Here is a 13073-nt window from a genome sequence, read left to right on the forward strand (position 1 = left end):
ACTCGCCCCAGGCGAGGCGGCGCGAGCGGCTCACGCCTCACGCCTCACGCCTCACGCCTCACGAACCGTATTCCTTCACCGCCTCTACAAACGCCTTCGCATGATCCACCGGTACGTTAGGGGTGATGCCGTGGCCCAGGTTGGCGATGTAGCGTTGCGTGCCGAAGCCGTCGATCATTTCTTTCACCCACTGCCTGATCTGCGGGATCGGCGCCAGGAGCTTCGCGGGATCGAAGTTGCCCTGCAGGGTGATGCGGTTGCCGGTAAGCTCGCGGGCCTTTTGCGGCGACACGGTCCAGTCGATGCCGATGCCGGAGGCACCGCTCTTCGAAAGGTCTTCGAGCGCATACCAGGTGCCTTTGGGGAAGAGGATCACCGGGGCGTCGTCTTTTACGGCGTTGCTGATCTGCAAAAGGTACGGCTGGGCGAAGGTTTTGAAGTCTTCGGGGCTCAGCGAGCCGGCCCAGGAGTCGAACACCTGCACGGTGTCGGCGCCGGCCTTCACCTGTGCTTTCAGGTAGTCGATCGTGATGTCGGTGATCTTTTGCAGCAGGGCGTGCGCGAGCTTGGGCTGGGTATAGGCGAATTGCTTGGCCTTGTCCCAGGTTTTGGAGCCCTTGCCTTCCACCATGTAGCAGAGGATGGTCCAGGGGGCGCCGGCAAAGCCGATGAGCGGCGTGCGTCCGGCCAGTTCTTTTTTGGTGAGCGTCAGCGCATCCAGCACATATTTGAGGCTGTCTTCCGCGCCTTCGGTTACGAGGGCGTCGATGTCGGCCTGCGTGGCGATGGTCTTCGGCAGCGAGGGGCCTTTGCCTTCTTCCATCAGCACTTCAACCCCCATGGCCTGTGGGATAACGAGTATGTCCGAGAAGATGATGGCCGCGTCCACGCCCACCTGGTCGATGGGCTGCAGCGTGATCTCGGTGGCCAGCTCCGGCGTTTGTACGCGGGTAAAGAAATCGTATTTCGCTTTCAGCTTCAGGTAGTCGGGGAGGTAGCGGCCGGCCTGGCGCATCATCCATACGGGCGGGCGTTCTACGCTTTCACCGCGGAGGGCGCGCAACAGCAGGTCGTTCTTCAGTTCGCTCATGATTTATCGGTGGTTGTAATGTTCTTTAAATAGTCCATTGCGCGGCGCAGCAAGGTCTCCTTGCCCGGGCCGTCGGCGCTGATTACCCGGTGAGCGCCGGCGCTGCGCAGGGCTTCAGCAGTGGTGCTGCCGATGGCAAAGTAAACGGTCGAAGGCGACCATTGGTTCACTGAGGCGAAACTTTGCACGGCGCTGGGGCTGAAAAAAAGCACCGCGTCGTAGGCGCTGCCGATTCGCTGGGGCGCGGCTTCGGTGCGGTATACGGTGATCTCCTCGAGGGCGATGCCGGAGTTCCGTAGTTTTACGGGAAGCGTGTCGCGGCGGATGTTGCCGCAAAAGAACAGCAGCTCCTGCTCGCCGGCGGCGATGATGCGGTCGGCGAGGGCGGCGGCGTCATCGGCAGTGGCGGCGGCCTTCAGGCCCAACTCGCTTTCCGCCAGCGCGCGCGTTGTGTTACCGATGCAATACAGCTTCCAGTGGGGCGTTTGCCGCACTTGTGCCGCCACCGCTTCCACGGCGTTCATGCTTGTAAATACCACGCTGTGCGGCTCGGTGGCGAGAAAGCGCAGGCGCTGTGTCAGCGCGGGGTCTTCGATTGCTTCGGTATGTATAAAAGAAAGGCAGTTCACCACGAAGCCGCTGGCAGCGGCTTCCAGCAGCAGCGCCGCCGGCAGCGGGCGCGTGCTCAATATGGTCCGTTCAGCTTTTGGCATTCCGGATGGACTGTATGATTTTCTGAACGCGCTCGTCGCGAAGCAATTCGTTGCCTGCTTCCCAGCCGATCCCGTTGGATACGTTGATGTCTGCGGTCTTCCGTATTTCTACAAGCTCCGTTCCGTGGGGAGCGCAGATGTTTCCTTCGAAGTGTACCTGGGCAAACTCAATGCGTGCCAGTGCCGAAATAGGGGTGGAGCAGCCGCCCATAAGGGCCCGGAGGAAGTCGCGCTCAAGGCGTGCGCAGAGGGCTGTCTCCGGATGGTTCAAGGGGCGAACGAGCTCCCAGGCTTCCCGGTCTTCTTCGCGGCACACGATCATGATGGCGCCCTGCGCGGGTGCGGGCAGCATCCAGTCGAGGTTCACAGAGGTCTCGGGGCGCAGGTGGATCCGTTCCAAACCGGCCGCGGCGAAGATGGCGCCGGTCCAGTTGCTTTCCGAAAGTTTGCGCAGGCGGGTGTTGACGTTGCCGCGCAGGTTCTCCACTTCGGTATTCGGGTAGCGGTGTTTCCACTGCGCGACGCGGCGGATGGACGACGTGCCGATGCGGAGGCGTGAGCCGTCCGCCGTGCGCGGATCGTTCCAGGTTCCGTTCGAGTAACCGAGCGATGCCAGGTCGGCTTCTGTCTTGTATACGAAAATGTCTTTGGTGGAAGCGCGCTCGAGCACGGCGTTCTCCACGATGCCCTGCGCCAGTTGCGTGGGCACGTCCTTCATGGAGTGTACGGCGATGTCGATGCGGCCGGAGAGCAGCGCGGCGTCGAGGCTGCGGGTGAACACACCCTGCACCCCGAGGGCGTACAGCGGAGTCACGGTATCGATATCGCCTTCGCTCTTGATATATACGAGCTCGGAGGCGATGCCTTTTTCTTTCAGGAGATCCTGGACAAGGGTAGCCTGCCAGACGGCAAGCTGGCTGTCGCGGGTGCCGATGCGGAGGGTACGGGCCATCAGTTTCGTTCGCTTATGAATTCGTTCAATGCAGCAATGTATTGGCAGCCGCGCTCATTGCGCTCTTTGATACGGCCGGCCGTTTCGTTGAGCACGCGCTGGATCTGCACGTCGAGGAGCTTGCTGTGCTGCTCGCGCATGTGGGGGCACTGCGGGTGCTCGTAGAGCGTGCGAAGCTTCGCCTTCAGGTCTTTGAGCAGGGGCACGTGGCGGCGCATGTCGCACCACTCGGCAAATTCTTCCATGCCTTCGGCGATGATCGCGCGGGCCTTGGGTACCTCGGCCTGGCGCATGCGGAAGGTTTCGTCTTTAAGTTTCGAGAGCTCGTCCACATTCACCATGCGCACGTTGGGCAGCGTCTGGGCGTCATCGGCCACGTTATAGGGAATGGAGAGGTCGATGATCAGCTTCTCGCCGGCGCCTTCGAGGTGCTCGCGGAGGATAGTCTTCTGCTGGGCATTGGTGGCCACGATCACCACATCGGCGGCGCGGAGTTCCGCTTCCAGGTGCTCCAGCGGCGCAGAACGGAGCCCCAGCTCGGTAGCCAGTTCCTGTGCCTTTTCGGGCGTGCGGTTGATGAGGGTGATGGCGCGGGTGCAGAGGTAGTCGACGAGGTTCTTGCAGGTGTTGCGGCCGATCTTGCCGGTGCCGACCAGCAGGATCTTCTTGGCGGCCACCTGGGGCACATGAGCGCGGATGTATTGTACGGCGGCGAAGGCGGTGGAAACGGTGCCGCCGCTCAGTTCGGTGTTGTTCTTGACATTCTTGGAGGCCTGCAGCACGCTGTTGATGAGGCGCTCGGTAAAGGCGCCGACGAAGCCGCCTTCCTTGGCAAACTTCACCGCCGTCTTCAGCTGGCCCACGATCTCGTAGTCGCCCAGGATCTGGGAGTCGAGGCCCGAGGCCACGTTGTACACGTGCTCCACGGCTTCCTGTCCCTGGCGGATATACGCCGATCCGAGGAAGGTTTCTACCGAGCCGGCCGTCTGGCCGCAGAGCAGGCGCACCAGCTGGTGCGGGCAGTGAGCGATGCCGTAGATCTCGGTGCGGTTGCAGGTAGAGAGTACAAACAGCTCGCTGACACCCTCGGTGGCGGCGCCCTCGAGGATGGCGTTGTATTGATCGCTGCCGATGGCAAAAAGACCACGCACGGAGGCGTCGGACTTCTTGTAGTTGATTCCGGCGACGAAAAAATTATCGATGTTCTTGAAGTAGTGGTTGTTCATGGCACGGTGTTCCGATAACACGCGGCAAAGGTACCCAGCGCGGCTTCCTCGGCCTAACTTCTGTGTCATTGATCTGTCATTTGGACGGGTGATCTTGCTCAGGATGCGGGATGTGGGAGATCAGTTGCGGCCTCAGGGGATGGATCGGAAGGGAGCCGGTCAACGCAACGGGGCAGACGCAAATGCCTTCCGGGCGCCCGCACTACTGTTCACATGCTCCCTCGCTCATCGCTCCACCTTACTTTTGCCGCTATGAAGCGAGCCGTAATCCTGATGAACCTGGGTTCACCCGACTCCACGGAGGTGAAGGACGTGAAGCGTTACCTCAACGAGTTCCTGATGGACGCGCGGGTGATCGACAAGCCCTGGCTGCTGCGGAACCTGCTGGTGCGTGGTATCATCGTGCCCTTCCGCGCACCCAAGTCGGCGGAAGCCTACAAGCAGGTCTGGACCGACGCCGGCTCCCCGCTGATCGTGCTGTCGCAGCAGCTCGCGACCGCCCTCGATGGCGAAGTGGAGGAGCCCGTGGTCATCGCCATGCGGTACGGCACGCCGTCGCCCCGGCAGGTGTTTGACCTCCTGCAGTCCCAGCACCCCGACCTCGAACAGGTGCTGCTGGTGCCGATGTACCCGCACTACGCCATGAGCTCGTACGAGACGGCGGTGGAATACGCAAAGGAACAGCACAAGGAAGGCCGTTATCGCTTCCGCCTCGACTACATCCGGCCGTACTACAACAACGAGGAATACCTCCACGCCCTCTGTGAGAGCATCCGTCCCTACCTCGATGGCGACTACGACCAGATCTTGTTTTCCTACCACGGCGTGCCCGAGCGGCACATCTATAAAGGCGACATCACCGGGCAGCACTGCCTCAAGAGCGGCAACTGCTGCGACGTGCCTTCTGCTGCCCATCAATACTGTTACCGCCACCAATGCTGGGCCACTACCAAAGAGGTCGTCCGGCGCCTCGGCATCCCCGAAGGCAAGTGGGGCTTTTCCTTTCAAAGCCGCCTCGGCCGCGATCCCTGGCTGCAGCCCTACACGGCGCAGCGCCTGAGCGAGCTGCCGAAGGAAGGCGTGCAAAAGGTCGTGGTGGCCTGCCCGGCCTTTATCAGCGACTGCCTCGAAACACTCGAGGAGATCGCCGGCGAAGGCAAGGAACTGTTCCTGCATGCCGGCGGCGAAAACTTTACGATGATCCCCTGTCTGAATGTACACCCACTGTGGGTGCAGGCGCTGGCAAAATGGGTGCGCGATTATGCACAGGGCAAAACGGACATGCTGCAGTTTGATTCGGCCCATGAGCTGCTGCCGAAGAAGAGCATTATGGACATTATCTAGGGTGAATGGTCAATGGTGAATGGTCAAATAGGTAATCGTACCTTTCCTGACACCAAAACAACACGCATGTTTTTGACCTTAAATCATCAGAAGCTCGATCTCTATGGCTTTTCCAGAAAATTTGTCCTTGAATGTTATCGCCTCAGCAATACGCTGCCGCCCGACGAACGTTTCGGAATGATCGCCCAGGTACGCCGTGCGGCGCTGTCTGTTCACCTGAACATTGCGGAAGGAGCTTCCCGTAAATCGGATGCCGAACGAAAGCGCTTTTATGAAATAGCCCGTGGGTCGGTTATTGAAATCGACGCTGCGCTGGACATAGCCCATGATTTGGGCTATTTTGAAAACTATGATTTCAGCAACCTGAAGGAAAACATGATCCGGACGTTTAAAATCCTTTCCAGTTTGATAAACCCGAATCATTGACCATTGACCACTCACCATTGACCCATGTACGCCTACCTCAAAGCCCTGCACATCGTCTTCATCGTCACCTGGTTCGCCGGGATGTTTTACATCGTGCGCCTGTTCATCTACAACCGCGAGGCGCAGGACAAGCCCGAGCCCGAGCGCAGCATCCTGCAGGCGCAATTCGCGATCATGATCAGGCGGCTGTGGCTCGGCATCACCTGGCCCTCCGCCATCCTGACGCTGATCCTCGGACCTGCCGTGCTCGTGCTGGGCAACTGGCAGGCCACCTTTGGCGAGGCTGCGGGCCGCTGGCTGGAGGTGAAGCTCGGGTTTGTACTGCTGTTGTATATCTATTTCTTCAGCCTGCACCGCATCTACCGGCAACAGCTCGCGGGCATCTTCGCCTGGAAGGCGCAAAAGCTTCGGGTGTGGAACGAAGTGGCTACCATCTTCCTTATTCCCATCGTCATGCTGGCTACGGTGAAGACCGCCATCTCCTGGCTCTGGGGCCTGCTGGGGCTCATCGGTTTTATCATCGTGCTGATGAGCGCCATCAAAATTTATAAAGCGTTCCGGAAGCAGTAAGAGGCCGCAGGCGGCCTTTCACGCGAGGACGCAAAGTGGCTGGGTGTTACAATGGAACAAGGGAAGCAACGCTTCCCTTGTTTATGTTATTACTGGCGTCTTTGTCTTTGCGTGACCAACAGCAACTGCGCTGTTCTAGACCAACTCCGACTCGATCTCTTCGGTCATCAGCACCTTCTTCCCGTTCTTGCGCTTCTTTGTTCGGTTCCACCACAGGATGGTGCCGGTGACCGGAAACGACACCCCGAAGAGGCACACTACAAAAGCGAGGATCTTCGTGGGCCAGCCGCCGATGGAGCCCGTGTGCACGGGCTTGAAGGTGCTGCGCACGCGGGCGCCGAGGCTGCGCTGTTCGTAAGCTACCTTGCCCAGCAGGGCGCCGCTGTACTGGTCGAAGTAGAGGGCGTCGCTGGCCGACTCGTGCACCGGGTGCTGTGGCAGTACCTGCACGGTATACGGGTCCGTGGAATCTTTCGGGACCTGCAGGTTGTAAAACTGTCCAGCAGGGGCGGCGCTGCGCGCAGCGGCCAGTACGGCTCCGGGACGCAGCGGCTTCGCATCGGCCACGTATACCGACTTCGGCGGCGGAGGCGCCTTCAGCGGCGAACCGGTGACCGTATAAATACTGTTGTTGAACCATTCGAAGCTCCACGCAAGCCCGGTGAAGGCGACGATGAACAGGAAGATGGCGCTGTAAAAACCGAGTACCAGGTGCAGGTCGTGGTTGATGCGTTTCCACGACGCGCCCCATTTGATCGTCAGCCGCTGCTGCAGCACCCTGCGGGTGCGCGGCCACCAAAGCACGACGCCCGTGATGAGGATAAAGAGAAACAACAGCGTGGAAGTGCCCACGATGTATTTGCCCACCGACCCTTCGCCGCCCATCAGCCAGCGGTGCAACGCAAATACCTGGTACCACGACGTTTCGCGGTAGCTGTACTTTTCCCGGATCTCCCCGTTGTAAGGGTCTGCAAACACCGTGAAGCCCGGGGCGCGCCCTTCGGCCGGACGAGCCTTTGCTTCTTTGCCGCCCGGCTTCTGCGCATTGTCCGCGCCTTCTTCTTTCTTTTTCGGGGCGCTCATCGAAACCTCCACCGTGCGCGCCGGGTCGGCATACCACTTCATCCCCGTGACCTTTCCCGGGAAGGCCGCGCGGACCTTGCCCAGGATCGAATCGGCAGGAAGAACGGGGCCTGCTGGGTTGGTATAATAACGATGCTTGTTGAAGGCCATCTGCAGGTCCTTCTCGAATACGAGGATCGCGCCGGTGAGGCAGGCAACGAGAATGACCAGGCCGGCGGCAAAGGAGAGGTAAAGGTGTATGCGGCGGAAGAAAACTTTCATGAGGTAAAAATAGCGTGAGGCGTGAGGCGTGATGCGTGAGTGGATTTTCGCACGCCTGACGCCTCACGCCTCACGTGATGTTTTAGAACTTATAGGCCACCGTAGCCAGGAACTGGCGGGGCGCGATCGGGTTGACGCTGTAGTTTTCGTGCACGTTCCAGTTGAACGTGTTGGTTACGTTACTCAGCTTGCCCGTCAGCGAGAAGTGCTTCCAGTTGTAGCCGGCAGAAAGGTCGAGGGTGCTGTAGCCGGCCACATCGAAGAGGCGGTCGTTCCAGCTGAAGGGGCGGCCCGGCTGCTTTACGACCACCGTGTTCCAGCCCGCGGAGCGGTCGCCGAGATACACGAAGGTGCCTCCCAGCTTCAGGCCTTTGAGGAGGCCCTGGCGAAACGTGTAGAAGGCGCTGGCGTTGGCGGTATGCGCGGGGTTGTTCACCAGGCGCTCGCCGGTTTTGAAGGCGCCCTGCGTCGTGTCGTTTTTTGTATAGCGCATGTAGTTGTAGCTCCAGCCCGCGCGGAGGTCGAGGCCCTCGATGGGCGACGCGGCGAGGTCCACTTCCACGCCGTCGGAGAGCGTTTGTCCCGACAGCATCTTGATGTTGCTATTGTTGTTGGGCGTCACGCCGTCTTTCAGGTAAGGTGCGGTCTGCGCGAGGTTGTTGTTTACGATGCGGTACAGCGTTACGTTGGCCGACAGGCGTCCGCCGAACAGCTCGTTCTTTACACCTACTTCGTATTGGTCTACCAGCGAGGGTTTCAGCGAATTGCCTTCGAGGTCCTGGCCGGTGTTGGTGACGAAGGTGCTGGCGTAGGAAGCGAACACCGACGTGCGATCCGTGGGCTTGTACACCACGCCGAGGCGCGGCGAAAAGGCACGGTCGATGCGGGCCTGGCCGGTCTTGTGCTGGTCGTTGCGGACGTTCACCGAGTCGATGCCTTCGGTTACCACGTAGGAGGCACGGATGCCGGCGAGCACGTTGAACTTATCGGACAGCTTCAGGAGATCCTGCGCATAGATGCCGAAGCGGTCGATCGGCGCATGGGTCTTCCACAGCTTCTGCGCTTCGGGCAAATTGGTAGCGGCAGCACGCTTGGAAGGATCGAGCAGGTTGATGGTGTCGTAGATGGGCGCTGCAGCACTGTAGCCATTGAAGGTGAATGTAAAAGCGTCGGTCGTGTAATGGTCGGCGTCGATGCCGGCGAGGATCGTGTGCTCGATGCTGCCGGTGCTCACCTTGCCGGTTAGGTTCACCTGGCCGGTGTAATACTGCTCCTCGGTAAGCACACGGCCGAGGGGGCGCGCCCAGTTGCCGGCCGTGTCGGCCTGCACGCGCTCCACCGCCATGTAGTCGCGCTTATAGAACTGGTAGTTGACCGCCGACGACAGGCTCCAGCTGTCGTTGAGACGCTGCTTCAGCGTAAGGCCGGCCGTGGCCTGCTGGGTGTGGTTGTATTGCCAGGGCGTGCCGAAGAAGATGCCGCGGCCCACCGGCGTGATGGTCTTGCCCGAAACGGAGCCGTAGGCACCGATGGTGCCGACGCCGAAGTCGGGCGTGAAGTCGTGCTTCAGGTAGTCGGACTCGAACAGCAGCTCGGTCTTTTTACCCAGCTTGAACAGGAACGAGGGGTTGATGTAGTAGCGGTCGGAGTGCACCGTTTCGCGGTAGGAGTCGGCGCTTTCGAAAGAACCGTTGACGCGGTAGGCGACGCTCTTCGACAGCGGTCCGAACACGTCGAAGGCGGGCTTGTACAGGTTGTAGGAGCCGGCGCGGAGCGACACTTCGCCGCCGCGGTGGAACTTGGGCTGCTTCGTTACGAGGTTCACCACGCCACCGGGCGCCACCTGGCCAAAGAGGATGGCCGCCGAGCCCTTCAGCACTTCCACGCGCTCCACGGATCCCATCTCGGGCATCGCGCCGCTGTTGATGCGGGCGCCGTTCTTGAACAGGTTTTGCGAGCCGAAGGCATAGCCGCGGGCGGCGAAGCTTTCCTGTACGTTGCCGCGGGTAGTGGTAAGATATACGCCGTTGACGTTGCGGATGGCGTCGGAGAGGCGCTGCACCTGCTGGTCGCGCAAGAGGGCCGAGGGCAGCACCGTTACGGCCTGGGGCAGGTCCATCGGGGCGATGGCCACCTTGCCGATGCCCGGTGTGCGGTCGTTGAGGGTGCGGCCGGAGGCTACGATCACCTCGGTGAGCTGCTTTTCATTGATCGGCAGGGTCACGTCGAGCGAGGCGGGGCTGTCGCGGGTGACGTTCACGGTGCGCTCGATGGTCTGGGCGCCGGTCATGCTGATGACGAGGGTGTAGTGGCCGGCGGGAAGGCCGCGGAACGAGAAGAAGCCGGCCTCGTCGGAGCTGGTGGCGTAGCGCGTGCCGCGCACCTGGATGCTGACGTAGGGCGCCGGCTGGCCGTCGCTGGTGTGCACGGTGCCGGAGATGGCGATTTCTTCAGGAGCAAGGAGGCCGGTCGTCAGGTGTTGCGGGGCTTCCGGTTGCGCTGCCGCGCCAAGGGTCGCCGTCGCCAGGAGGATCGTATAAATACCTTTCACGGTTTTTGAGAAATTTTTGCAAAGGGACGAAACCCGGGCGGCCCGGCCGTGCCGGATCGGGAAAAACGGCTTACGGAAGCAGGAAAATGAGTAGGCCGCAAAACGGAAAACGCCGGGGCGTGGCATGAAAATAGAGCCGCCCCCGCCATGCTCCCCCGTTACCTCCTGGCCGGATGCCTCCTGTGGCTGGCCACGGGCGCCCGCGCCCAGCAGCCCCCCGTAACCGTTAATGCCCGCGAATCGGGGCCGCCGACGCCGCACGTCGTAGACGCCAGCGACCTCATCGCCGACTTCCTTGGCTGGAAACGCCGCTCCGCCGACACCACCGCCGCCCATTTTTCGGTCATTCCGAGCGTGGGCTATACCGAGCTGACGGGCTTTTCGGGCGGGCTGACCGGCATTTACTCCTTCCGCCACCGCGACCCCGGCGCCGAGCAGAAGCTCTCCAGCATCCTCGGCGGCGTGACGCTCGCCGAGAAAGGCCAGCTCAGCATCCCGCTCAACGCCATCGTGTTCAGCCGCCACAACAACTGGAACATCCTCTTCGACGGGCGCTACATGCGCACGACGGCCTTCGAGTGGGGCCTCGGCACCCACACGGGCGAGGCCGGCCGCTACCGCATCGACTACGACTACCTGAAGCTGCACGGGTCGGTGCTGCGGCGCCTTTCGGGGCATTTATACGCCGGACTGGGCTACTATTATGACCGCCTGTGGGACGTGGCCGAGCGCGACCTACCCGCCGGCGCCGTCACCGATTACCAGCGCTACGGGCTGGCAAAGCGCAGCACCGCCGCCGGCCCGGCCCTGCGGGCCATTTACGATTCGCGCCTCAACCCCATCAACCCCGGCCGCGGCTGGTACGCCGGTGCCACGCTTCGGGTGAACCGCACCGAGCTTCGTTCCGACAGCAACTGGCAGTCGCTGCTGCTGGAGCTGCGGCACTATATCCCGGTGGGGGCCGAAAAGCGCAGCGTGCTGGCCCTCTGGAGCTACAACTGGCTCACGCTGGGCCCCGGCAGCCCGCCCTACCTGCTGCTGCCCAGCACCGGCTGGGACGACTTTTTCAATACCGGCCGCGGCTTCCTGCAGGGGCGCTACCGCGGGCGCAACCTCCTGTATCTCGAGGCGGAATACCGCACAACGCTCACCCGCAACGGGCTGCTGGGCGCCGTGCTGTTCGCCAACGCGCAAACCTACCCCTCCGAGCCCTTCGACCGCAACCCGCGCGTGCTTCCCGGCGCCGGTGCCGGCCTCCGCATCAAGCTCGATAAGTACTCGGCTACCAACATCGCCCTCGACTTCGGCTTCGGCCCCGGCGGTACCGGGATCGTTGCCCTCAACATCGGCGAAGTGTTTTAAGTGTTTCGTGTGTTTAGGAGGTTCGGGCTATTTTAGCCGCATGGCCCAGACCCTTGCCCAGAAGCTGAAGATCCGCGACGGATTCACCCTCCGCACCCGTAATGCCCCGCCGCATTTCGAGGCGGCCCTCGGCGACCTGCCCGACGGCGTGACGCTGAGCAACAAAGGCAAGCGCTTCGAGCAGCTGCACTGGTTCGTGACCAGCCGCGCCGACCTGGAAGCCGGTCTTCCCGAAGTGCTGGAGCTCGTAACGGGCGCCGTCACCTGCTGGGTGTATTTCCCGAAAGGCAGCTCCCGGGTGCAGACCGATCTCACCCGCGACAAGGGCTGGGAAGCGCTTACGGCGCAGCCGCAGCTGCAGTGGCTGTCGCTCATCTCCTTCGACGATACCTGGTCGGCCTTCGGCTTCCGCCCCAGCACGGCCGCCGACGAGGCCCGCGCGGGCAAGGCGAAGGAACGCGCCATCTTCGGCTACATCGACCCGGTGAAAAAGGAAGTGCGCCTTCCCGAAGACCTCGCCGCGGCTTTCCAGAAAGACAAAGAAGCCGCCCGCGTATTCGACAGCCTCGCCTTCAGCCACCGCAAGGAATACGTGGAATGGATCGTGGAGGCGAAACGCGACGAGACGCGCCGGAAGCGTGTGGCCGGCACCATCGAGCGCCTGCAAAAGGGCTGGAAGAATCCACGGAACCTGTAAGTAACCGGTTGACCGGTTGATCCATTAATCGGTTCATCCATTATCCGGTCAACCCATTAACCGGTCAACGGATCAACCGGTGAATCATTTGATCTGCTTCAGCACCGTTTTCTTCGGCACATAACCCACGTTCCACCACTTCACCTTGCCTTTTTTATACAGCACCAGCGTGGGCAGGGCGCGGATCTCGAGGGCTTTGGCGAGCTCGGGGTTCTGGTCTACGTCGATCCGGATCACCTCCACTTTGGCGGCCTGGTCGTTCCGGATCTCCTCCAGGTAGGGGGCCATCACTTTGCAGGGGCCGCACCATTCGGCGTAGAAATCCACCAGTACCAGCTTGTCGGACTGGAGCAGGGCATTGTATTGATCCGTGGTCATGCCGCGCGGCACTGCGCCTTCTTCGAGGAGGCCGGCCTTGCGCCAGTTCATGATGCCGCCGTCGAGCTCGTACACCTGCGTGTAGCCGAGGCTGCGGAGGCGGGCCGTGGCCGCGGCGCTGCGGCCGCCACCGAGGCAGTAGACGAAGAGCGGCGTGTTCTTGCTGATGGAAGCCACACCCTGCTCGAAGGCACCGCCGTTCCAGTTGATGTTGCGGGCGTCTTTGAGGTGGCCCTTGCCGAACTCCTCGGGGGTACGCACGTCGAGCAGCAGCGCGGCGGGCGTTTCGAAGACCTTTTTGGCGAAGTCGTTGGGGTTCAGCAGTAAGGAGTCGCGCTGCGCCGAAGCGGTCAGCGCAAGGAAGAAGGCCAGGACGGCAAGGAGGCGTTTCATGGCCTAAAAGTACGGAAGCCGGTGCCG

At 61.6% G+C, this 13073-nt stretch carries 12 protein-coding genes; 5 read left to right on the forward strand and 7 right to left on the reverse strand.

Translation table 11 applies throughout. The features are described 5' to 3' along the window. Positions 1-58: 58 nt before the first annotated feature. From hemE to hemA, 4 genes are read right to left on the reverse strand one after another with little or no spacing between them, the layout of a single operon-like run. Positions 59-1090: a uroporphyrinogen decarboxylase gene (gene hemE / locus E0486_RS00610; protein WP_131850195.1), complete on the reverse strand. Its 1032-nt coding sequence runs from the start codon at positions 1088-1090 to the stop codon at positions 59-61. Beyond that, the gene (locus E0486_RS00615) at positions 1087-1803 is read right to left on the reverse strand and encodes a uroporphyrinogen-III synthase (protein ID WP_131850196.1); all 717 of its coding nucleotides are present in this window, start codon (positions 1801-1803) and stop codon (positions 1087-1089) included. Before E0486_RS00615 ends, hemE begins: the two co-directional genes overlap by 4 nt. After that, on the reverse strand, positions 1790-2755 hold the full coding sequence (gene hemC, locus E0486_RS00620) for a hydroxymethylbilane synthase (RefSeq protein ID WP_131850197.1): 966 nt from the start codon (positions 2753-2755) through the stop codon (positions 1790-1792). The genes E0486_RS00615 and hemC overlap by 14 nt, the downstream gene beginning before the upstream one ends. After that, positions 2755-3981 carry a glutamyl-tRNA reductase gene (gene hemA, locus E0486_RS00625; protein WP_131850198.1) on the reverse strand — a complete coding sequence of 409 codons (1227 nt, stop codon included), beginning with the start codon at positions 3979-3981 and terminating at the stop codon, positions 2755-2757. The genes hemC and hemA overlap by 1 nt, the downstream gene beginning before the upstream one ends. A 252-nt stretch (positions 3982-4233) precedes the next feature. Here hemA and hemH point away from each other — a divergent pair, with 252 nt between their 5' ends. The 3 genes from hemH to E0486_RS00640 all read left to right on the forward strand — a co-directional run bounded on the left by hemH (position 4234) and on the right by E0486_RS00640 (position 6321). Next, positions 4234-5325 carry a ferrochelatase gene (gene hemH, locus E0486_RS00630; RefSeq protein WP_131850199.1) on the forward strand — a complete coding sequence of 364 codons (1092 nt, stop codon included), beginning with the start codon at positions 4234-4236 and terminating at the stop codon, positions 5323-5325. A gap of 66 nt (positions 5326-5391) precedes the next feature. After that, positions 5392-5751 carry a four helix bundle protein gene (locus E0486_RS00635; RefSeq protein WP_131850200.1) on the forward strand — a complete coding sequence of 120 codons (360 nt, stop codon included), beginning with the start codon at positions 5392-5394 and terminating at the stop codon, positions 5749-5751. A 24-nt stretch (positions 5752-5775) separates the two neighbouring features. Beyond that, positions 5776-6321, forward strand: coding sequence for a CopD family protein (locus tag E0486_RS00640; RefSeq protein WP_131850201.1), 546 nt, complete (start codon positions 5776-5778; stop codon positions 6319-6321). Positions 6322-6456: 135 nt separating this feature from the next. On the opposite strand, the gene E0486_RS00645 is transcribed toward E0486_RS00640, so the two are convergent. Both E0486_RS00645 and E0486_RS00650 read right to left on the reverse strand, forming a co-directional pair. Next, complete coding sequence (locus E0486_RS00645; RefSeq protein WP_131850202.1) at positions 6457-7665, reverse strand: PepSY-associated TM helix domain-containing protein; 1209 nt, start codon at positions 7663-7665, stop codon at positions 6457-6459. 82 nt (positions 7666-7747) lie between these two features. Next, positions 7748-10216, reverse strand: coding sequence for a TonB-dependent receptor (locus E0486_RS00650; RefSeq protein ID WP_243697343.1), 2469 nt, complete (start codon positions 10214-10216; stop codon positions 7748-7750). Between the two features lie 147 nt (positions 10217-10363). On the opposite strand from E0486_RS00650, the gene E0486_RS00655 reads away from it, so the two are divergent. Continuing rightward, positions 10364-11578 carry a BamA/TamA family outer membrane protein gene (locus E0486_RS00655; protein WP_131850204.1) on the forward strand — a complete coding sequence of 405 codons (1215 nt, stop codon included), beginning with the start codon at positions 10364-10366 and terminating at the stop codon, positions 11576-11578. Positions 11579-11618: 40 nt separating this feature from the next. Further along, positions 11619-12275, forward strand: a complete 657-nt coding sequence (locus tag E0486_RS00660) for a YdeI/OmpD-associated family protein (protein WP_131850205.1) — start codon at positions 11619-11621, stop codon at positions 12273-12275. Between the two features lie 84 nt (positions 12276-12359). Here the strand turns inward: E0486_RS00660 and trxA are convergent, their stop codons facing one another. Further along, complete coding sequence (gene trxA / locus E0486_RS00665) at positions 12360-13046, reverse strand: thioredoxin (protein ID WP_131850206.1); 687 nt, start codon at positions 13044-13046, stop codon at positions 12360-12362. Positions 13047-13073: the final 27 nt, after the last annotated feature.

The organism is Flaviaesturariibacter aridisoli (assembly GCF_004343705.1).
Classification (GTDB): domain Bacteria; phylum Bacteroidota; class Bacteroidia; order Chitinophagales; family Chitinophagaceae; genus Flavisolibacter; species Flavisolibacter aridisoli.